At 64.5% G+C, this 22,745-nt stretch carries 12 protein-coding genes; 6 read left to right on the forward strand and 6 right to left on the reverse strand.

Features of this window, described 5'->3' with window-relative positions:
• Nucleotides 1-10: 10 nt before the first annotated feature.
• Nucleotides 11-616 carry a hypothetical protein gene (locus CKO15_RS14065; RefSeq protein WP_242464589.1) on the reverse strand — a complete coding sequence of 202 codons (606 nt, stop codon included), beginning with the start codon at nt 614-616 and terminating at the stop codon, nt 11-13.
• 436 nt (nt 617-1,052) lie between these two features.
• Between CKO15_RS14065 and CKO15_RS05375 the strand changes: the two genes are divergently transcribed.
• Both CKO15_RS05375 and CKO15_RS05380 read left to right on the forward strand, forming a co-directional pair.
• Nucleotides 1,053-3,896 (forward strand): TrlF family AAA-like ATPase, encoded by a 2,844-nt coding sequence (locus CKO15_RS05375; protein ID WP_200193286.1) that lies wholly within the window; start codon nt 1,053-1,055, stop codon nt 3,894-3,896.
• A 3-nt stretch (nt 3,897-3,899) separates the two neighbouring features.
• Complete coding sequence (locus CKO15_RS05380; protein WP_200193288.1) at nt 3,900-5,171, forward strand: ATP-binding protein; 1,272 nt, start codon at nt 3,900-3,902, stop codon at nt 5,169-5,171.
• Between the two features lie 158 nt (nt 5,172-5,329).
• Here CKO15_RS05380 and uvrA read toward each other — a convergent pair whose 3' ends face one another.
• The 3 genes from uvrA to CKO15_RS05400 form a co-directional block, all read right to left on the reverse strand.
• Nucleotides 5,330-11,368, reverse strand: coding sequence for an excinuclease ABC subunit UvrA (gene uvrA, locus CKO15_RS14070; RefSeq protein WP_242464591.1), 6,039 nt, complete (start codon nt 11,366-11,368; stop codon nt 5,330-5,332).
• Between the two features lie 104 nt (nt 11,369-11,472).
• Nucleotides 11,473-13,665, reverse strand: a complete 2,193-nt coding sequence (locus CKO15_RS05395) for a malate synthase G (protein WP_200193290.1) — start codon at nt 13,663-13,665, stop codon at nt 11,473-11,475.
• A gap of 295 nt (nt 13,666-13,960) precedes the next feature.
• A complete protein-coding gene (locus tag CKO15_RS05400) occupies nt 13,961-14,338 on the reverse strand; it encodes a magnesium transporter MgtE N-terminal domain-containing protein (protein WP_200193292.1) in 378 nt (125 codons plus the stop codon).
• 399 nt (nt 14,339-14,737) lie between these two features.
• Between CKO15_RS05400 and CKO15_RS05405 the strand changes: the two genes are divergently transcribed.
• Together CKO15_RS05405 and CKO15_RS05410 are read left to right on the forward strand one after the other, a co-directional pair.
• A complete protein-coding gene (locus CKO15_RS05405) occupies nt 14,738-15,001 on the forward strand; it encodes a type B 50S ribosomal protein L31 (protein WP_200193294.1) in 264 nt (87 codons plus the stop codon).
• A 147-nt stretch (nt 15,002-15,148) separates the two neighbouring features.
• Entirely contained in the window at nt 15,149-16,453 is a 1,305-nt protein-coding gene (locus tag CKO15_RS05410) for a citrate synthase (protein ID WP_200193296.1), read from the forward strand.
• Between the two features lie 12 nt (nt 16,454-16,465).
• On the opposite strand, the gene CKO15_RS05415 is transcribed toward CKO15_RS05410, so the two are convergent.
• Nucleotides 16,466-17,173, reverse strand: a complete 708-nt coding sequence (locus tag CKO15_RS05415) for a hypothetical protein (RefSeq protein WP_338036004.1) — start codon at nt 17,171-17,173, stop codon at nt 16,466-16,468.
• On the reverse strand, nt 17,133-19,580 hold the full coding sequence (locus CKO15_RS05420) for a penicillin-binding protein 1A (RefSeq protein ID WP_200193298.1): 2,448 nt from the start codon (nt 19,578-19,580) through the stop codon (nt 17,133-17,135). Before CKO15_RS05420 ends, CKO15_RS05415 begins: the two co-directional genes overlap by 41 nt.
• A 182-nt stretch (nt 19,581-19,762) precedes the next feature.
• Here CKO15_RS05420 and CKO15_RS05425 point away from each other — a divergent pair, with 182 nt between their 5' ends.
• Together CKO15_RS05425 and CKO15_RS05430 are read left to right on the forward strand one after the other, a co-directional pair.
• A complete protein-coding gene (locus CKO15_RS05425) occupies nt 19,763-21,457 on the forward strand; it encodes a hypothetical protein (RefSeq protein ID WP_200193300.1) in 1,695 nt (564 codons plus the stop codon).
• The gene (locus CKO15_RS05430) at nt 21,457-22,632 is read left to right on the forward strand and encodes a secretin N-terminal domain-containing protein (protein ID WP_200193302.1); all 1,176 of its coding nucleotides are present in this window, start codon (nt 21,457-21,459) and stop codon (nt 22,630-22,632) included. The genes CKO15_RS05425 and CKO15_RS05430 overlap by 1 nt, the downstream gene beginning before the upstream one ends.
• The last annotated feature ends 113 nt before the right edge of the window (nt 22,633-22,745 follow it).

Here is a 22,745-nt window from a genome sequence, read left to right on the forward strand (position 1 = left end):
TCCCCGCGGCTCATCGCAGCGCCTCCGCCCCACCTGCAGCCGCCGTCCCAGCCCCAGCCCCCGACAACAGCACCTCTTCAGCCTCTCCCTCTGCTGCCGATGGCACCGCCGACGGCCCGGGCCACGCCTCGGGATAATCGCCGCGCGCCAACCAGCGCCGATAGGAGCTATAACGCCACGCCTCAGGGCGGGCGACAAAGCCCCGGCGCACCGGCTCCCAGTGCATCCAATCGATCTGCCGTCGCCACTCCGCAGCTTCCGCCTCACTGCTAGCCGCATCAAGAGTGGACCACTCGACCCCGCGGGCCCACAACCGCCCCTCCGGCAGCCCCGGGGCGTGGCGCAAGTGACGCGTGCAGTGCGCCTTGACCGCCCGCCAGCGCGGGCGTGGATCGGGGTCATCGGCGGGCAGACGCCAAACCCCGTAGACGACATCAGGAAGGACGACCGCCGCCTCCCAGACCCACGGTCGCCGCTGCGCAGCCCGGCGAAAACCGGTGCGCAACCGCTGCACGGCCTCGGCTTGGGCCAACCAGGGATAGCGTCGATGGGTTAAGAGGGCAAAGCGAACGCTCTGCCCGCTGCTGCACTCGAACTCCCTCTCACTGCTCTGCATTTTGCTCGATCCTTGAGCGGCACGGCGTCGGTGCAGTCTACGCCAGACGGCGCACACCAACAAGCGCCACGGCGGCAGTGGCGACGACCAAACCGCGTCGCAGTGCTCCGCCTAGCCGCGCAGCGGCTTAAGGGGTGGTGAAGCGGCGCATCTTGCAAGCGGCCATCATTCTGTTACGCTCCGGGACACCATCAAACCGATTGAGCACGCAATCATGAATGCGAATGCTCCAGTCGACAGTGGTTGGCGGGCCTTGATCATTCATTGATCCACGCACCCGCCACGTAAGCGTAGGGCAGAGGTCGCCGCCTGGGAGCGCTGGCGTCCCCGCCGGCATTCTTCTCACACATGCCGGCGATGACGCCGGCGCTCCCAGGAAAAACGCTCGACCACCGCCATGCTTCAGCATGTATGACTGAGTCCCGGAGGGTAAAGGTTGGGTGCTGTTTGGCAAAGAGAACCAAGCGATGATCACCCCCGTTGGCGTTTTCCTGGTGCGCGCTGGTGGCGTTTTGACTTTCACACGCATACACCGGCTTCCAGTGACTATGGAAAAGGGCCAGATCAAGCGTCACTGATGCAGATAACGCCGGAAGAGTGGCTGCTCAACTTTATGCGGGCAGGCATTGACTGCGTTGCCGTGACCGACCACAACTCCGGTGATTGGGTCGATCGGCTGAAGGCTGCGCTGGCGCAGCTCCGCGAACAGCAGCCCGAGAACTACCGACCCCTTTGGCTCTTCCCGGGCGTCGAAATCACAGCCAACGGAAACATCCATATTCTGGCCATTTTTGATCCAGAAAAAGACGGCGCCGATGTCAGTGCACTGTTGGGGGCGGTCGGCAATCATGGCAATCGGGGAGAGAGCAGCCAAGCGGTCGATGCTTCCCCAATCGAAGTAATTCAGAAAATTGTAGAAGCCAACGCGCTGCCCGTGCTGGCTCATGTCGATGGACCTTCCGGTGCCTGGGAGCTTGGCGGCAGTACGTTAGCCCCCTTGCTTGAGTGTGAAAATCTGTTCGCGATAGAGGTCGTGAGTCCAGATTCAGAGAAACCCGCCCTCTACCATCAAAAAAACCTGCGCTGGGCAAAAGTGCTGGGCTCTGACGCGCATCACCCTTCAGGCCCTGACGGTGCGCGTTATCCGGGTTCGCATTGGACCTGGGTAAAAATGGCTCAGCCTTCGCTGGAAGGTTTGCGCTTGGCCTTGCTCGACGGTGAAAGGTTTTCTATTCGCCGCAGTGATGATCCGGAACGCTTCGACCCAAACACGCTGCCTGAGAATTTTATCGAGTCAGTGGCAGTTGACGATGCCCGCTATATGGGACGTGGTCAGTCAGAAACCCTCTCCTTCAGCCCGTGGTTTAACGCGCTTGTAGGCGGACGCGGGACAGGCAAATCGACCATCGTGCATGCACTGCGGCTGGCGCTGAGGCGAGAAAATGAACTGCAAGTCCTTGAACAGGGTAGCGAGCCTCGCCGTACATTCGAAAAATTCAATCGATCCCCAAGCGGGCGGGATGATGACGGCGCGCTCACGCCAGAGACCCATGTGGCGCTGGTCTTTCTCAGAGATGGCGCACGGTACCGCGTGCACTGGCGCCCGGATGGCTCGGGGTCAGTCGTCGAAGAACAAAAAAATGGTGATTGGCATGAGTCGGATCATCAGGCGGTGATTCCCGAGCGTTTCCCTATCCGGCTGTTCAGCCAGGGCCAGATCGCGGCACTGGCCGGCGGAAGCCATCAAGCGCTGCTCGATTTGATCGATGAAGCAGCCGGAGCGGATGCCGACAAAACCGCACTGCGAGAGGCGCAGCAGACCTATTTATCCCTTTGCGCCAAGGCGCGTGAACTGGAAGGCCGGCTTCAGGGGCGTGCTGCACTGAAAATCCGGTTGCAAGACGTGCAGCGGAAACTGCAGAAATTCGAGGACGCCCACCACGCCGACGTGCTCAAGGCGTACCAGCGTCGATCCCGACAAGAACGGGAAGTGAACCGCCAGTTCGGATCGGCTGAGGAAATGGTGCGCCGCGTTAGTGAACTGGCGGAGGAATTGGCGGCGGAGGATCTCCCGGAGCAGCTGTTCGATGAGCATAACGAGCAGGACCAGGAGACACTGGCCGTCCTGTCGAGTCTCCATAAAGCCATTGAATCTGCCTCGAAGGCGCTGAAGGACACGGCAGAGGACTTGGCGGCCACCGTCCATCAGGACCGTGAGAAGCTACCGACTACTGAGTGGCAGCAGGAAGTGGTCAAGGCTCGGAGCAATTACGAGAGACTTGTCAGGGATCTGAAGGAACAGGGCGTCGCGGACCCCAGCGAGTATGGCCAGTTGGTCCAGGAGCGGCAGCAACTAGAAAACCAGTGGAAGGAGCTGGAGTCATTGGACGCACAGCGCGCCCGAGTCCTAGAGCAGGCCGAATCCCAGCGCGAAACGGTTGTAGCGGCTCGGCGCACACTCAGCGAGCGGCGGGAAGCCTTTCTTGAGGAGAGTCTGGCCGGAAACGAATATGTACAGATCAGCCTGAAGCCTTACCGCCAGGATGCCCGCGCCATAGAACGAAGCATTCGAGCAATGCTCGGCGCGGAGCATCCGAAGTTCGAGAGCGATATCCTGATTGAAGAAGGTAGCCAACCTGCCAGGGGGATGGTCGCCGAGCTGCTTGACCAGCTACCTGATGATGCCAATCAGGCCAGAGAGGCATTGGAACGAAGGATCGGCCAAATCAAACACCGTCTAACCGGAGGCTGTCGAGGTCATGGCGCTTTCGGCGGTCGCTTCAATAACTTTCTTGAACGACAAGCGAGCAATCGTCCTGAGCTTGTTGATCACATAGTGATGTGGTACCCGGACGATGGCCTGGATGTGAGGTACAGTCAAAGAGGCGATGGGCGGGATTTCAAATCCATTGAGCAGGCGTCGGCAGGCCAACGTGCGGCGGCGATGCTGGCTTTCCTGCTGGCTCACGGCTCTGAACCGATTGTTTTGGATCAACCGGAAGATGACCTCGACAATCACCTGATTTACAACCTGGTGGTCCGCCAATTGCGTGAAAACAAGCAGCGGCGGCAGATTATTGCCGTGACGCATAATCCCAATATTGTGGTCAATGGCGATGCCGAAATGCTCCACGCGCTTGATTTCCGAGGCGGCCAGTGTCGGGTGATCGAAAAAGGCTCGCTACAGGAAAAAGCCATGCGCGATGAGGTCTGCCATGTCATGGAGGGGGGCCGTGATGCATTCGAACGGCGTTATCGTCGTTTGGGGAAGGAGCTCTAGGGCATGTTCGATACCGCTGCCACGCTCTTGAAGAAGATACAACTTGGGGAGGACTCCTTCCTCGAACTGAAGGAGGTTCGAATCGCCGGAAAGAGAGTGAGTGCACCCCGTCGCGATTCGCTGGCCGATGAGTTGGCGGCGTTCGCCAATGCCAGAGGGGGTGTCTGCGTGCTGGGTGTGGACGATGCAACACGGGAGGTTCTGGGGGTTCCGCGAAGCAAACTGGATCTTGTGACCGACTATGTCCGGCAGACCTGCCTGGACTCGGTCACACCACCGTTGACCCCGGTTATTGAGCGGATGCTACTACCCACGACCACCGGCGACGAGGTGGCTGTATTGAAGGTGGAAATCGGCCGCAGCTTGTGGGTGCATCGCAGCCCGGGCGGCTATATGCATCGGGTCGGTGATGAGAAGCGTGAAATGGCGCCGGACTTCCTCGCACGACTGTTTCAGCAGCGCAGTCAGGCCCGAATCATTCGTTTTGATGAGCAGCCGGTGCCGAATACCACCCTGGATGATCTGAACGAGGCGCTCTGGAAGCGATTCGCCACGGCTCGCACCCGGGATAGCCGTGATGATCTGCTACGAAAGCTCGGCATGGCCAGCATGGATCACGATATCCTGCGCCCGTCAGTGGCGGGCATCCTTCTTGCCTCCGATGATCCTCGCCAATGGCTGCCCAATGCGTTCATTCAGGCGGTGGCCTACCGGGGCACTCAGATTCGGCCGGCTGGCAACCAGGCTTACCAGCTTGATGCAGCAGATCTCACCGGACCTTTGGATCAACAGGTGCTTTCAGCCTGCCATTTTGTCAGCAAAAACATGCGAGTCGCCGCGTCCAAAAGCGTGGGCCGAGAGGATACTCCCCAATTTGATATGACGGCCGTATTCGAGGCCATCGTCAACGCGGTCGCGCATCGTGACTACGCCATGCAGGACGCCAAGATCCGATTGCGAGTATTCGCAGACCGCATGGAACTGTACTCGCCCGGGGCCATCGCCAACACCATGACGGTGGATAGCCTTCCGTACCGCCAGGCAGCTCGGAATGAAACGGTTACCAGCTTGTTGGCAAAATGTCGTGTACCGGATGAAGCGGGCCTGCAAACAGACCGATCGACCATGATGGATAAACGTGGCGAAGGCGTGTCCATCATCCTCCACAACAGCGAAAAGCTGTCCGGTCGTGCCCCGGAATACCGCTTGGTTGATGACAGCGAGCTACGCCTGGTGATTTACGCGCCTGCGGACACGAGCGAAGGAGAGGGCTGAGTTTGCCGCCTCGCACCAGCACCGATGACCCCGCCCCGGGGCCCAAATTAGATCCTGATAGGCCCGCCCCAGCGGACACGGGGGTGCGATCTCGGCAAAATATGGTGTCCGTAATGGCAGACTGGCTACGCGGCTTCGTCCTATGCCCGCTCCTTTTCTTATCCTCCGCGCGCTTGCAGAAGCTTTGCCAGGGCGGTGCCGGTCGGTGTTCCAGCGGCGGCAATCATCGCCGGAGGACCAGCGGCGATCAGGCGACCGCCCGCCTCGCCTCCTTCCGGGCCTAAGTCGATCACCCAGTCGGCCTGCGCGATCACATCGAGATTGTGCTCGATGACCACCACGCTATGCCCTTGCGCGACGAGGGTGTGCAACGTCTCGGTGAGGCGGAGAACATCGGCCATGTGCAGCCCCACCGTCGGCTCATCGAGCAGATAGAGCGTTGGTCGCAGCCGCTGCGTCCGCCCGCTCCGGGCCGGGCGTGCTTTGGCCAGCTCGGTGACCAGTTTCAAGCGCTGTGCCTCGCCCCCGGAGAGGGTCGGGCTCGGCTGCCCGAGGCTTAAGTAACCGAGCCCGACGCTGCAGAACAGCTCGAGGGGGTGGCGGATCGCCGAATGGGCCGTGAAGAACTCACACGCCTGCTCGGCGCTCATCGCCAAGACTTCATCGATGCTGCATCCGGCGTAGCGCACCTGCCGGGTCTCCTCGCCGAACCGCCGCCCGCCGCAGACCTCGCACGTCACCTCGACATCGGGCAGGAAGTTCATCTCGATGCGCTGCACCCCCTGCCCCGAACACGCCTCGCAGCGCCCACCGGCGACGTTGAAGGAAAAGCGCGCCGCCCCCCAGCCGCGCATGCGTGCCTGCTCGGTCGCAGCAAAGAGTTTGCGAATCTCATCCCAGATCCCGACGTAGGTCGCCGGACAGGAGCGGGGTGTGCGCCCGATGGGGGTCTGGTCCACTTCGAGCAGACGCTCAATCGGGTCGAGGCCGGCAATCCGCCGACAACCGACCGCCGACACCCGCTCCGAGCCCCGGCGTTGCGTTAAGCGCTGGCGCACGCTCGGCTCCAGCACCTCGCGAACCAGGGTCGATTTGCCCGAGCCGGAGACCCCGGAGATGCAGATCAGGCGTCCCAGCGGCAGCTCGACATCAATCCCCTGCAGGTTGTGGCGATCGGCGCCGATCACCCGCAGCCACTGCTGCCCCCCTGTAGTCTTACCGGCAGATTGATTGGCAGTTTCACTAGTGACTTCGCTGGCCATCTTACTGGCGACCGGGCGCCGCGGCGAGCTCGGCGGACGGGGCGGGTCGCGCAAGAGCTGCCCGGTCAGCGACTCGCTGCACGCCATCAGCGTGGCTACCGACCCCTCGACCACGACGCGGCCGCCGTTGCGCCCAGCCCCGGGGCCAAGATCGATCACATGCTCGGCGGCCCGAATCGTCTCTTCATCGTGCTCGACGACGACTACCGTGTTGCCCGCCGCAGCCAAGGCGCGCAATGTTTCAAGCAGCTTGGCGTTATCGCGGGCGTGCAGGCCGATCGTCGGCTCATCGAGGACGTAGCAGACCCCCTGGAGTCCGGTGCCTAAGCTTGCAGCCAAGCGAATGCGCTGCGCCTCACCTCCGGAGAGGGTCGGGGCGGCCCGATCGAGGGTCAGATAGCCGAGACCGACCTGCTCAAGAAAGGCCAAGCGCCTTTCGATCTCGACGAAGAGATCGGAAGCGATCGCCTGCTCGCGCGCATTGAGCCGTTCAGTGGCGGTCGCGGCCCACTCCCGCGCCGCCTGCACCGATAGGGCGCTGATCTCGGTAATACTCTGCCCGTGTAGGCGCACCGCTCTGGCCTGCTCGTTTAGCCGGGTGCCGTTGCAGGCAGGACAGGTCGGCGCTTCTCCCCCCGCCGCCGCTGCTGCGGTCTCTGCCGCCTCTGCGCTCTCCGTCGTATCGGTCCGGAGGACGCCGAAACCGCGACACTGCGGACAGCAGCCGCGAGAAGAGTTAAACGAGAAGAGGCGCGGGTCGGGCTCGGCGAATCCGCGCCCACACTCGGGGCAAGCGCGCCGCGTCGAGAAGACCTGCTCGGCACGCCCGGTCGGCTCGGCGGGGTCAGGGGGGGCGGCGGGCTCGACACGGCTGATCGGCTCTGCGCCGTCGCTTGGCTTGCTGCCTTCGGTGCCCCCGCCCTCACTGCCCTCGGGGTCGCCAGTAGAACTCCCAGCCTGTTTGCCACCGGCAACGACAGCAACCCGCACGGTCCCTTCGCCGTAGGCCACGGCGCGCTCAATGGCGGAGCGCAGCGCCGCTTCGTGCTCCGGCGCCACCTCCAACTCGGCGATCGGCAAATCGATGTGGTGCTCGCGGTAACGATCGAGCGGCGTCCACGGCGCACTCGGCAGCCGCTGACCATCGACCCGCAGCCAGCGATAGCCGCGCGTAGCGACCCACTTCGCCAGCTCCTTGTAGCTGCCCTTACGAGCGATCACGAGAGGGGCGAGCAGCTCGACCCGCTCGCCGCGCCACTGACTCAGCAGCTCGGCGGCGATCGTCTCCTCGCTGCGAGCGGTGATCGGCACGTCACAGCACGGGCAGTACTGCACGCCGAGGCGCAGATAGAGCAGGCGTACGTAGTGGTAGATCTCGGTGACGGTCGCCACCGTCGAGAGGTAGCCGCCGCGGCTGACGCGCTGCTCGATCGCCACACTCGGCGGAATGCCGCTGATGGCACCGACGTCGGGGCGAGCGGCCGGCTGCACCAGTTGGCGGGCGTAGGCGTTGAGCGATTCGAGATAGCGCCGCTGCCCTTCGCCAAAGACGATGTCGAAGGCCAGTGTCGACTTCCCGGAGCCTGAGACTCCGCTGATCACGCTGAAGGCATGACGCGGAATGGCGACATCGATCGCCTGCAGGTTGTGCTCACGCGCCTGGCGAATATCGATGACTGGGGGTGTGGTCGGACGGTCGGGGGCGGTGCCGGGGGCAGAACTGGCAGGAGCACTGCGGGGTGCATCGGACTCAACACCGGCCTCAACGGCAAGTCGATCCGCTGCTGCCGGAACGGGGGCAGCGGTGCCTGCACCGTTAGTTGCAGCGGCAGCGTTGTTGGCGGCACTATCGCTGGCAACGGCACTGTATGGCCCCCTCGCCTCGGCCACCGCCGAATCGGGCACGGTGGTAGGCGCCGGTGCCCCCTGGAAACCACGCTCAGCCGCCGCCAAGGCCCACCCGGTCGCCGTCGCCGCTGCGGCGGCGAGCTGCTGCGGTGAACCGGTGGCCACTACCTTGCCGCCCTGCTCACCGCCCTCCGGCCCTAGGTCAATGAGCCAATCAGCATTGGCGATGACGTCGAGGTTGTGCTCAACCACCAGCAGGCTGTTGCCGGCATCGAGCAGCCGCTGCAGGGCATTGAGCAGCACCTGGACATCGGCAAAGTGCAGCCCGGTCGTCGGCTCATCAAGGATAAAGAGCGTGCCACCGCTGGCCTGCTCGTCTCCACCATTCGCCGCAATCGGCGTGCCTTCCTCCTCTGCCGATCCTACCGGTGCCGCCGATCTCACCGACCCCGCCGCTGCCTTGCGGGCGGCGGCTTGCGTTGCGCCATACGACTCGGCCAAATGGCCGGCGAGCTTCAGCCGCTGCGCCTCACCGCCGGAGAGGGTCGGCACCGGCTGCCCCAGCCGCAGATAGCCCAGCCCCACCGCCTGCAGCGGCTCGAGCCGAGCGGCGACAGCGGGCAGATCGGCGAAGAAGGCGACCGCCGCATCGACGGTCATCTGCAGCACATCGTGGATCGAGGCCAGCTGCCCATCACCGCCCTCCAACACAACCTCCAGCACCTCGGCGCGGAAGCGGCGCCCGTCGCAATCCGGACACGGCAGGTAGACGTCGGCGAGAAACTGCATCTCGACGTGCTCAAAGCCCGAACCCTGGCAGGTCGGGCAGCGCCCGGTGCCGGCGTTGAAGCTGAAGGTCCCGGGACCATAGCCGCGCTCACGGGCCAGCGGCGTGGCGGCGAAGCGTTTGCGGATGGGCTCCAGGGCGCCGCTGTAACTGACCGGGCAGGAGCGCGCACTCTTACCGATCGGCGCCTGATCGACCAGCACGACATCGCGCAGCTGCGCGATTCCCTCGAGGGCAGCGTGCACCCCCGGGGGTTCAGTGGCACGCCCGAAGTGGCGCAGCAACGCCCGGTAGAGCACCGTCACTGCCAAGGTCGACTTCCCGGAGCCGGAGACGCCAGTCAGACAGACCAAGCGATTGAGCGGGATCTCGACATCGACCGCCTGGAGATTGTGTGCGTGGGCACCGCTCAGTCGCAGCGCGCGCTCGCCGGGAGGCTGCGCCGGCACCGGGCGGGCAACGCGACGCTCGCCACCCAGGTACGCCGCGGTCACCGAGGCGCCATCACCCTGCGATCGCGCCTGCGACAACGCCTGGGGCGGACCATTAAAGAGGACCGTGCCGCCACGCTCGCCCGGTCCCAGCCCCATGTCGATCAGTCGATCGGCCGCCAGCATCACCTGCGCATCGTGCTCAACGAGCAGTAGCGAATTACCGGCATCGCGCAGCCGTCTGAGAATACCGATCAGCCGCTCGACATCGCGCGGATGCAGCCCGACCGAGGGCTCATCGAGGACGAAGAGGGTCTGCACCAGGGAGGTTCCGAGCGCGGTGGTCAGGTTGATGCGCTGCACTTCACCGCCGGAGAGGGTGCGTGACTGCCGATCGAGCGTTAGATAACCGAGCCCGACTTCGTTCAAATAGCCAAGCCGGGCGCGGATCTCCTCAAGCAGCGTGGCCGCCGCCTCAGCGAAGGGCGCCGGCAGCTGCAGCTGCTCGAAGAAGCGCTGCAGGCGGTGCAGCGGCAGGCAGGCCAAGTCGTGCAGTGTTAAGCCCGGCAGCTGCTGCCACGCCGCCTCGGCCAGCTCGACGTGCCCGGGGCGAAAGCGCTGCTCCGGGGGCAAGACGGCATCGGCCAGCGCCCGAGTGCCGATGCGAAAATCGAGCGCTGCCGGCACCAGACGGGCACCGCGGCAAACCTTACACGGACGGTAGGCGCGATAGCGCGACAGCTGCATGCGGACGTGCGTCTTATAGCTCTTGCGCTCTAACTGCGCGAAGTAGCCCTGCACGCCGTACCAGCGCCCGCTGCCGCGCCGCCGCGGCTCGCCCTCCCAGACCCAAGCGCGCTCCGCCTCACTGAGCTCGTGCCACGGCCGATCGGTCGGGACGCCGCGCGCTGCGGCCGCCTGCAGCAGGTCGTCCTGACACGCCGCCGAGAGGCCACTGCGAAAGGGGCGGATCGCCCCATCCTCCAGGCTCCGGGCCGGATCGGGGACGACCAGATCGGGATCGATCTCCATCGTCCGCCCGAAGCCACGGCAGTGAGGACAGGCACCAACTGGTGAGTTGGAGGAGAAGAGATCGGGGCGCGGCTGCGAGTAGGCGATGTCACACGCTCCGCAGCGCCGATCACGGGTGTAGCGCAGCGCTGAGCCCGACGGCTCGCGCTGCTCATCGAGCGGCCAGATCCGCACCTCACCACCGCCCTGCACCAAGGCGGTCTCGAGCGCCTCAAGCAAGCGGGGGCGGCGCTGCGGCTCCAGCCGCAGACGATCCTGCACCACTTCGACACCGCCGCTCGGCGGCTCGAAGATGCGGGTATAGCCCTGGGTGGAGAGCAGCTCGCGCACCGCCTCAGGCGCCAGTTCGGCGGGCACGTGGACTGGGAAGGTGATCGCTACGCCGCGCCCATCGCCAACACCGGCCGCAAACAAGGCGTCGGCAATCCGCTCCGGGGTCGCCGGCTCGACCACCGCCCCACAGCGGTGGCAGTGCAGCCGGGCGGCTCGCGCAAAGAGCAGTTTGAGATGGTCGGTCAGCTCGGTCATGGTGCCGACCGTCGAGCGTGAGGTCCGCACCGGATTGACCTGATCGATAGCGATCGCCGGCGGCACCCCGGTCAGCTGATCGACCTGCGGCCGATCCATCCGCTCAAGAAACTGTCGGGCGTAGGCCGAGAAGGTCTCGACGTAGCGGCGTTGGCCCTCGGCATAGACCGTATCGAAGACCAGCGATGACTTGCCCGAGCCCGAGACACCCGTGACGACGATCAGCTCACCGGCTGGCAGGTCGAGATCGACCCCCTGCAGGTTGTGCTGCCGCGCGCCACGGATGCGGATCGGTTCTAATGCGGACATCGGCCCCTCTGCGACCACCGCCGAGGCGGCGGCCGACGACGGCCAACGGGCCGCCGTCTTGGCCTACTTAGCTTGCCTTACTCAGCTTGCCTGGCCTTCTGGGCCTATTGGGCCCTATGGGCCTGCTTGGCCTCTTGGCGACGGCGGTGGAGTATCGGCTCGGTGTAGCCCGAGGGCTGATTACGGCCCTCGAAGATCAGCTCACACGCCGCCTGGAAGGCCACACTGGCATCGAAGTCGCGCGCCATCGGCTGGTAGTTCGGATCGCCGGCGTTCTGCTCGTCGACCACCGCCGCCATGCGCTTCATCGTCTCCATCACTTGCTCCGCCGAAACGACCTCGTGGTAGAGCCAGTTGGCGATGTGTTGACTGGAGATGCGCAGCGTCGCACGGTCTTCCATCAAGCCGATGTTGTTGATGTCAGGGACCTTCGAGCAGCCGATGCCCTGATCGATCCAGCGCACCACATAGCCAAGGATACCTTGGCAGTTGTTATCGAGCTCCTGCTGGATCGCCTCGGCGCCCCAGTCGGTGCTCGGTGCCAGCGGCACCGTCAGGATATCGTCGAGCTTAGCCCGCCGCCCCTGTGCGGCGATCTCGGCCTGCACCCCCTGGACCGCAATCTGGTGGTAGTGCACTGCGTGCAGGGCTGCGGCCGTCGGCGACGGCACCCAGGCACAGGTTGCGCCTGCCTGCGGGTGACCCGCCTTGGTATCGAACATCTCACGCATGCGATCGGGCTTCGGCCACATCCCCTTCCCGATCTGGGCGTGACCGTTGAGCCCGCACGCCAGGCCGACATCGACGTTCCAATCCTCGTAGGTCGTCATGAAGCGCGCCCCCTTCATGTCGGCCTTGCGGATCATCGCGCCGGCCTCCATGGCGGTGTGCATCTCATCGCCGGTGCGATCGAGGAAGCCGGTGTTGATGAAGATGACCCGGTCTTGGGCCTGGCGGATGCACTCCTTCAGGTTGACCGTGGTGCGCCGCTCCTCATCCATGATGCCGATCTTCAGCGTCGCTCGCGGCAGCTGGTAGGCGTCCTCAATGCGCTTAAAGAGCTCGACCGCGAAGGCGACCTCATCCGGGCCGTGCATCTTCGGCTTAACGATGTAGACGCTGCCGGTCTTGGAGTTGCGTACACTGCTGTTGCCCTTGAGATCGTGGATGGCACAGAGGACCGTGATCATGCCATCGAGGATCCCCTCGGGGATCTCGTTGCCGTCGGCATCGAGGACCGCCGGGGTCGTCATCAGGTGGCCGACGTTGCGCACCAGCATCAGCGAGCGCCCCGGCAGCGTCAGCGACTGCCCCTGCGGGGTGGTGAAGGTGCGATCGGGATTCAGGCGACGGATGAACGACTCGCTGCCCTTAGCGACCGGCGTCTCGAGCGTGCCCTTCATCAGCCCGAGCCAGTTGCGATAGACCCGTACCTTATCTTCGGCATCGACCGCAGCGACCGAGTCTTCGCAGTCCTGGATGGCGGTTACGGCCGCCTCCATCACCACGTCCTTGACCCCCGCCGGGTGGTCTTTGCCGATGGCATCGCTGCGATCGATCTGGATCTCGGCGTGCAGGCCGTTGTGGCGCAAGAGAATTGAACTCGGCGCCGCCGGTTCACCGGCGTAACCGACCCAGCACTGCGCATCGGCCAGATGGGTCGTGCTGCCATCGGCGAGTTCAACGATCAGCTGCTGCGGCTGCCCGCCGCTGAGCCGGTAGGCTGTCACCTGAGCGTGGCGGCCCTGAGCGAGCGGCGCAATCTGGTCGAGCACCTCTCCGGCGATCTCCATCACCTTGCGCCCACGCGCGGCGTTGTAGCCAGCACCCCGCGCCAGCTCCCCCTCATCGGCGATCATGTCGGTGCCGTAGAGCGCATCGTAGAGGCTGCCCCAGCGGGCGTTGGCGGCATTGAGCGAAAAGCGCGCATTGTCGACCGGCACCACCAGCTGCGGTCCAGCCACTTCGGCGATCTCCGGGTCGACGTGGGCCGTGGTGACTTGAAAATCTTCGCCCTCGGGCTGTAGATAGCCGATCTGTTCGAGAAAGGCGCGGTACTCTTGCAGGTCGTAGGCCCCGCCGCGGCGCTGCCGGTACCACTCGTTGATCTGCTGCTGCAGCTCGGCGCGACGCGCCAGCAACTCACGATTGCGCGGCCCGAGATCGTCGACGATGCGGCGCAGCTCGCTCCAGACGCGCGCTGGATCGACCCCGGTGCCCGGGGCAATCTCGTTGGCGACCAGGTCGTAGAGCTCACGCGCGACCTGTAAGCCGCTGGCTTCGATCCGTTCGCTCATGACTACCTCCCTTGCTGTGATCTGGTGATCTTTGGTGATCGCTGCGACGATCGCTGCTCGTTAAGCCGGAGCGATCTAGCAATCGACAGCCGCTGATAGTAACCCAAAAAAGATCGGGCGGGGCCCAGCGGCCACCGCCCGATTCTATTTCGGTGCCTGCGCTAGACCTGCCTCGGCCCTCGCCTGGGCCTTCGCTCGGCCTCTGCCCCTGCAGCGCTCCGGATCGCCGCCAGCGCTCCGGGACAGCACCCGATTGGCCCCGATTGGCCCCGATTAGCTAAGTCCGCAGCGGGCGCTACTGCAACCGACCCGCTAGCACGGTCTCGACCCGACTGCGCTTGAGCGGGCGCAGATCGCGCACGACCTCATTACGCCGCAGCGCACCCATGTGATCGAGCACGCGCGCCAGGGTGTTGAAGGGCAAGCGATTGGCCAGGCGGGCGGCACGCCCACGGTCCATGTGCTCCAAGACGCTCGCCTGCGCCTCAGGCCGCATCTCCAGGAACGTCGCCAAACTCTCGCCGTCCGGCATCGCCTCCAAGGCAGCAGGACGGTCGCTAGGGGCCATCTTCAGGATGCGCCGCGCAGCAGCGGCGGGTAGCCGGTCGGCAAACTGGGCACGGGCCGGCGGGGTGAAATCGCGCTCGTGATGCTCGGTGTTGAATACGTTCATGGCTCTTTCTCTCCCTTTGCCGGCGCCCACCCCGCACGGGGCACCGGACAAAGCGGAGGAGCCTTGAGCGTTACAGCTCCATCGTCAGCCGGTGCCCGTCGGAACGGGCGCTCATTCGCGGTATGCGGTCTTCAGAGTGCGGACTGCAATAGTCGTCCGGCATGACGTAAGCCTCGTGTAGCCAAACACGTGCCGCGTAATCTATGTCGCAGCTGCGGCACTGTCAAGATGCGCAGCGCGGGTGACACGCGCGCGCCGCGCGCGCGCCATCTTGACCGCGGCGAGGACAACGGCTATGTTACGCGGTTCACCATTGCCGCAGCGCGCAAAAAGGGCAAACCCAGGCGATCCCTGGAAAATTTACTCAACACATCGACACATAGAGCCAGAGTCTAAACCATGAAAAAAGAGATCCATCCCGAGTACCGAGAAGTGGTCTTCCAGGACATTTCGAGCGACTTCTCCTTCCTGACCCGCTCATCAGTCAAGACGCAGGAGACCATCACCTGGGAGGATGGCAACGAGTACCCGCTGGTCAAAATTGAAGTCTCGAGCCGCAGCCACCCCTTCTTTACCGGCAAGCAGCGCGTTGTCCAGTCGGGCGGCCAGGTCGACCGCTTCCGCAAGCGCTTCGGCATGACCCGAGGCAGCACGAGCGCTTAGCCACATCACTCGCTCGGAGTCCTGAAATAGGGGCGAAACAGGCCGGGCGGGCGGGGGGCCGCATCTGTTTAACGGCTTTAACGGCGGCTGCCGCAAGGCCGCTATCCTCCCCTCCCTAAAGGGCGGGGTTTCTCGCGGAGGCAACTGATGACGGCGAAGACGGTCACCGTTACCGACAACGCCACGGGCAAGAGCGTTGAGATGCCTGTCCGGGGCGGCACCCACGGCCCGGAGGTCCTGGACATCCAGGACCTGTATAAGGAGTTCGGCTACTTCACGTACGACGCCGGCTTTACCTCGACGGCAAGTTGCCGTAGCGACATCACCTTCATCGACGGCGACCAAGGCATCTTGCTCTATCGCGGCTATCCGATTGAGCAGCTTGCCGAACGCAGCACCTTCCTGGAGGTCTCCTACCTCCTGCTGCACGGCGAGCTGCCGACGCAAGCCGAGCTTGAGGGCTTCAACCGCGCAATCACCGAGCATACGATGATCAACGAGTCGTTGAAGAATTTCTTCGACGGCTTCCACTACAACGCCCACCCGATGGCAATGCTGACCGGCGTCGTCGCCTCACTATCGGCCTTCTACCACGACGCGATCCGCATCAACGATCCGCAAAACCGCATGTTGACGTGCCACCGGGTGCTGGCGAAGATGCCGACGATCGCTGCAGCGGCCTATAAGCACATGGCCGGCGAGCCGTTCGTCTACCCACTGAACCGCCTCTACTACACCAGCAACCTGCTCAACATGCTCTTCTCGCGGCCCATTGAGCCCTACGAGATCAACCCCATCCACGAACGGGCGCTCGATCAGCTCCTGATCCTGCACGCCGATCACGAGCAAAACGCCTCGACCTCGACCGTGCGATTGGCCAGCTCGACCGGCACCAACCCCTTTGCGGCAATCGCCAGCGGCTGTGCCGCGCTCTGGGGACCGGCCCACGGCGGTGCCAACGAGGCGGTGCTCAACATGCTGCATGAGATCGGCGATATCAGCCAGGTCCCGAAGTATATCGACAAGGCCAAGGATAAAAACGACGAGTTCCGTCTGATGGGATTCGGCCACCGGGTCTATAAGAACTTCGACCCGCGCGCCAATATCATCCGCAAGACGTGCCACGAGGTCCTGAACGATCTCGGTATCACGCAAGACCCACAGCTTGAGCTGGCCATGGAGCTGGAAGAGCGCGCCCTGAAGGACGATTACTTCATTGAGCGCAAGCTCTACCCGAACGTCGACTTCTACTCCGGGATCATCTACCGGGCGCTCGGCATCCCTACCGACTTCTTCACCGTGATGTTCGCCCTCGGGCGCACCCCGGGCTGGCTAGCGCAGTGGAACGAGATGGTCGCTGACCCGGAGCAACGCATCGGGCGTCCGCGCCAGCTCTACACCGGCGCCCCGCAGCGCGACTATATCCCATTGGAGAAGCGACAGGACGGCTAACGCAGACGCGTCTCAGCCGTGCTCGACCAACTCCCGAACCTCGGCGATGGTCGCCCGCTCCATTGGGCGGCCATGGATCTCACTGCGCGGCGCCTCGCGCAGCCCCGCCTCGCTAAAGACGATCAACTCGACTTCGGTCTCGCCGGCAATAAAGCGAAAGACCGGCTGCAGTGACAGCTGATCCTTACCGTAGCGCACGCGCCGCTCGTCGGGTTCGTAGGGAATCCCACGATCGATCAGAAAGAAGAGCACGGACTCGGGGGTGTCGGCGAAGACGTGGAGCTGGATTACCGAACGCTCATCGGCGGTGCCGAGCAAAACCGGGCCGACGAGCCGCGGCCGGAAAGGGGCGAAGAGTTCCATCGCTTGCACGGCGTGGCGGCGCAGCGCGGTCAGCTGGAGGCGATGCTCGGCGCCGCCGAAGACCGCTTGATACTCCTGCAGTGCCAACTGCACCTCTTGATTCTTCGGTAGGTTGTGGGTATCGGCAGCCCCGAGGCGCTGCGCTGCCTTGCGCTTAGCGGTGTAGTAGTCGCGCACCCCCTCCTCGGCCATCAGCCGCGCCGCCTCACGAATCAAGCTCACCCGCATCCGCTGATCGCGCGGGCTGCCACCACCACTACGCCGCCCCATAGTCGCTCCTCCCTCCTGAAGCACCCCATCGAGCACTTGGTGAGCGCTAAAAGAGTTCGCGTTCAGCGCTGCGGCTGCGCCCTGCATCCCGCCCCTCTTCGATGCGCGCCGGCACCGTATCGCGCCGAAACGTCTCGAAGACCGCGTTCGGGTGATCAGCACCGGTCACCTTGCCGCTGCTCGGGTCGATCCGCACCGTAACCAGGCCATCTGGGCGCGGCAAGGGACGCTCATCGAGTCCTTCAAGCGCCTGCGCCATGAAGCGGGACCAGATCGGCAGCGCCGCACTGGCGCCCGTCTCGCCGCGCCCGAGCGAGCTCTGGTCATCAAAACCGACCCAAGCCGCCGCGACCAAATCGGGGCTGTAGCCGACAAACCAGGCATCACGCAGATCGTTGGTCGTCCCGGTCTTCCCGGCGAGATCACCGCGCTGAATATGGCGTGCCGCCCCGCGCGCCGTACCACGCTTAACGACATCCGCGAGCATATCGCTCATTAACCAGGCGTTATCGGCCGGAATCACGCGCGGGGCCGCGGGGGCCGCGGTACGAATCGACACCTCACCCATTGCGCTGGACCGCGGCTCACCAAGCGCGGGCGCCGGCGGCCTACCGGCGTCGTCGCACAACTCGCACGGCTCAGGAAAGCTCGGGGCAAAGACCACGGCCCCTTCGACATCCTCAACCCGCTCGATCACATTCGGCTCGATACGGTAGCCACCGTTGGCAAAGACGGCAAAGGCGCGCGCCATCACCAGAGGACTGGCACTGTTGCTGCCGAGTGCCAGCGACAGATCAGCCGACAACGTCCCGGGGTCGAAGCCGAAGTGCTCCAAAAACTCGATCGTCGGCCGCACCCCGAGATCGCGCAACACGCGGATGGAGACCAAATTGCGCGAAAAGACCAAAGCCTCGCGCAACCGAGTCGGCCCGTAAAACCGACCCGAGTAGTTTCCCGGCCGCCAATGACTGCCTAAAGCATCGTCGTGAAAGACCACCGGGGCGTCATTGATCAGGGTCGCGGCAGTATACCCTCGCTCCAGCGCTAGCGAGTAGATAAAGGGTTTAAGCGCCGAACCGGTCTGGCGCTGCGCTTGAACCGCTCGGTTGTAGGCGCTGCGCCGATAGTCGTAACCACCGCTCAGGGCGCGAATCCGTCCATCAACCGGGGAGAGGGCGACCAGCGCACCTTCGACCTGTGGCACTGCAGAGAGGGCCGCCTCTCTACCGTCCTCCTCGTCATCAGCGCGCTCCACCCGGATGATATCGCCCGGGGCAACGACATCGGCGACCTCTTGCGGCGCGGGACCGCGCCGGTTCGGGCCACGATATTCACGCGCCCACGTCATGGTCGAAAAGGGCACCTCGACCTCGTCCCCATCGCGCAGACGCACCCGTGCGAGGTCGTCGACAATCTCTAGCACCACACCGGCCTCGCTATTGCCCAGCGGTGGGTGCTCACGCAGCGCCTCGGCCAGCGTCCGCTCATCGTCGAGCAGTGTCGGATCCACCCGCCCCTCTGGACCGCGATAGCCGTGCCGTCGCATATAGTCGTGGAGGGTGGTGCGCAGCGCTTCATTCGCCGCTCGTTGCCGATGCCCCTCAATAGTCGTATAGACGGTATAGCCGCCGGTATAGGCCTCGTGCTCACCGTAGCGCTCGACCATCGTCCGACGCACCATCTCGCTGACGTAGCGCGCCTCGACGACGGTGCGCGGCGCCCACTGTCGTGCGGTAATCGGGGCGTGAAGGGCCTCGCGAAACTGCGCCTCACTGATAAAGCCTTCTGCCCGCATACGGGCAAGCACATAACCACGCCGTTGCAGCGCCCGCTGCGGATTGCGCAAGGGATTGGCCGCCGAAGGTGCCTTGGGCAGCCCGGCGATCATTGCCGTCTCAGCCAAAGTCAATTCATCCAGCGACTTCCCATAGTAGGCTTGGGCGGCCGCCGCAACCCCGTAGGCTCGGTTGCCAAGATAGATCTTATTCAGGTAAAGCGCCAAGATCTCCTCTTTTTCGAGCACCTGTTCGATCTGCAGTGCGAGCAAGATCTCGTTCGCCTTGCGCAGGATCGTCTGCTCGGGCGAAAGGAAGAAGTTGCGCGCCACCTGCATGGTGATGGTCGACCCGCCTGGACCGAAATCACGCTCGCGCACCACGTGCCAAACTGCCCGCAGCATGCCCTGGTAATCGACCCCGGGATGCTCAAAAAACCGCCGATCTTCTGCCGCAATAAAAGCCTCGATCAGTGGTCTCGGCAGCTCTTCGAACGGTTTAGGCTGCCGCCGCTGCTCGCCGTACTCGGCAATCAGATCGCCCTCCACGGTCACGATCCGCAGCGGCTCTTGGAGGCGAATATCGCGCAGCGATTCGGCCGAGGGCAACTGTGGAGCGAGGACAAAGACGGCGTAGGCAAGGGCCGCTAGAGCGACAGCGGTACCGGCGCCGAGCAGAGCTACGACACTGTAGAGGATTATTTTGAGTAGACGTCTCATGAGATCGGATCTTTGGGGCTCACGCGCCCAGGGGCTGATTCGCCGCCCAGTATAGGTCTGCTGCCGCACGCTGGCTAGGGCTCGCCAAGCCGCAACACTTCGACTACACTACGCGGCGGCGCCTATATGGACGTCGAAAGCTGCCCACGGAGCGGGCAGCACGGGCTCAGGGAGGAGCTGCCATGATCACTGCTTTAATTAAAAGCGCGTGCACTGCGCGCATTGCGGTCTTGATCGCTGACGGTCGGCTACACGCCGCCTGCTACCGCGGTGACCGCCCGGTCTACACCGCCGAACGCATCGACGAACCGACCCTCGCTGCCCGAAGACGCGCCCTCCAAGCGGCGTGCCACCGGCTGGGCGTCCGCCGCGGCCGGATTGCTGTGGCCCTCCCCGAGGCACACCTCTTACGCCGCCGTCTCAAGACCCCACCCGCTCCGCGCAATCAGCACCGCGAACACGCCGCCCGACTGCGGCTGCTGATCCGCCGCCACCTCCCCAAACCCGTCTCGACGTGGCGTTACTGCCTGGAGTCGGCAGCGCCTTCGCCCTCTTCGCAGCGCCAAGCGGCGTCGAAAACAGTCCAGGTAGCTACTGCGGAACAGCCCGAAAAGCTCGAACAGCCCGAACAACAACTCGTACCACAGAGCCGCCTAAAGGCGGTGCGACAGCGCCACCTGCTAGCCGCACAGCGCCTGCCTCAGGGCACCGGGCTGCGCACGGTACAGCTGATCTCTACCCGCGACGCCTTGCGAGCCTTTGGCGCTACCCGGCTGCGGGCGGCCCGCCGCCACGGCTTACCGAAGACCGCGGCCGCGGCGCTCTGCGTCGCCGTCGCCTGGAGCGCCCACGAACAAGCAGCCACCAACCTACTCACTGCCCAACCCACCATACCGCCACCGCCCCGCTCCGAATTGAACCGCAGCACGCTGCTTGGCGCGCTCGTCCTCGTCGGCGCACTCGCCCTCTTTATCTATACTCACGGCACAACGCTGCCCGGCGCCGTGAGTGGCCACACCACTCTGCCACCGGGCGTAGCAGCGGCCTCGTCACCTACCTCCTCAGCAGACGCTGCATCCGGGCTCGAACTACTTGCGTCGGCAGACGCCACACCCGGCGACTTCTCGTCCACGGCCACCCCTCACCAGAGGGCGTGGGCGGCTGCCGGAGACCTCCACCGTAACCTGACCACACGGCTAGCACAGATCGACGCCGCCCGACCCGCCGGCGTCTGGCTCCACGAGCTGCGCTTTGGGGACGGGCAGCTGCTGATCCAGGCGGAGGCTGAAGTGCCGTCACAGCTCAAAGACTTTGTTGCAGCGCTGGAGCAGGCCGGTTTCGAGTCGGTTCAGATTGAGCGGCTGACTCGTCGCTCCGCCGCAGCTTCAGTCGCAGCCACAAACACCAACACCAACACCAGCAGCAGCAGCAGCAGCAGCAGCAGCAGCATCGATCATGGTGGCAACAACAAGGTCAGCAACAGCGATGCGCCGCCACTGACTCTCTTCATTCTCAGCGCCAAGCTGCCGAACCCAACCCCGCGCCCCACTCAGCAACACCACAATGCGACCCACAGCGGCGCGTCCACCACCACTTCATCGACACTGACCACACTCAGCACCGAAGCGAGTCGGCTGGCCGCCGAGCTTGAGGCCCACGGGATTGAGTTGCAACGCCTTGATCGTCGCGACGGTGAGCACCCCCACCTTGATCTGAGCGCAAGCGGCCGCTACGCAGCGATTGCCGCGTGGCTCGAAGCCGTAACGTCGAACCCCCGCCCTGTCGTTATCGAGGCACTGCGCCTGCGGCGCGATGCACAACGCCCGGTGCTGCACCTCGACGGGCAGCTACTGATCCAGACCCGAGAGGAAGCGTAATGGCGCACCTGACCCAGCCGACGGCATCCCCCTTCACCTTAACCGCACGCACCCTCCACTTGTCCGGCGCACTCCTCTGTGCGACAGCGCTTAGCGCCACGCTACTAGGCAAAGAGGCTTGCGCAACATCCCCCTTGGCCTGGATCGAGGGCGAAACCGACCCGCAGACCCCGCTCAGCGACCCCTTTTTTGGCAAAGATGAGAAAGCAGCTCCGCCAATCGCAACGCCAACGCCCACACTGCACCTGCGAACCATCGCGCTGCAGCACAGCGATGCTGAGAGCCTCGCGCAGCTGCTCGATGAGACAGGGCTGCTCGCCGAGGCGGGACGCAGCAGCGTCGATGCGCGCACCAACACCCTCATTCTGCGCGCCCTACCGACCGACTTAGAGGCCGCCGCGGCACTTATTGCCGAGCTCGATCGGGCGACCCGCCAAGTGATGATCGAGGCGCGCATCGTCCTCGTCTCCGGCGATTACAGCCTGGAGCTAGGCTCACGCTTGGGCTTTGAGCGCATCGGCGGCGACGGTCAGTTGTGGGCGGCGAGCGGACCGCTGCTTGCGAACCTCGGACCGGGCAGCGGTGACGGCCTGCTCGCCGAATTGCCGCAGATCGGGGGCGGTCAACTCGGGGTGGCGGTCGGCAAGATCGGCGAGCGGCTGCTGCAGTTGGAGCTTTCGGCGATGGAGGCCGAGGGCCACGGACAGATCGTCTCAAGCCCGCGGGTGCTCACCACTGAGCGCCGCGAGGCGCGCATTGAGCAGGGGGTACAGATCCCCTACCAGGAGACCACCGAATCGGGCGCCACCGCCATCGCCTTTCGCGATGCCGCGCTCTCGCTGACGGCCACACCGACGGTCAGCGACGACGGTTCGATCGCCCTCTCGCTGCACATCACCAAGGACTCGGTCGGCCAGATCTTCTCCGGTGTCCCGAGCATCGATACCCAGACCGTCACCACCCACCTACGCGTCGATCACGGTGAGACGGTCGTCCTCGGCGGGGTGCGGGAGCGCGAGCACTACGAGAGCCGACAGCAGGTGCCGTGGTTGGCCCGCCTGCCGCTGCTCGGGCACTGGTTCCGGCAGCGCCACGAGCGCAGCCGCGAGCAGGAGCTGTTGATCTTCGTGACACCGCTGCTCATCGACTCCGCCTTGAAGAGCGGCGCGCAGTGAACCATTCTAGGGATTGGCCTAAGGGCTGCTGGGCAGACTCGCTCCTCTCCTCCCCGCTGAGCGACGGGGCAGAAGCCTGCTCAATCCGCCCGCCACCCTCTCCGCCACAACTA

Source organism: Halorhodospira abdelmalekii, assembly GCF_016583625.1.
Classification (GTDB): Bacteria; Pseudomonadota; Gammaproteobacteria; order Nitrococcales; family Halorhodospiraceae; genus Halorhodospira; species Halorhodospira abdelmalekii.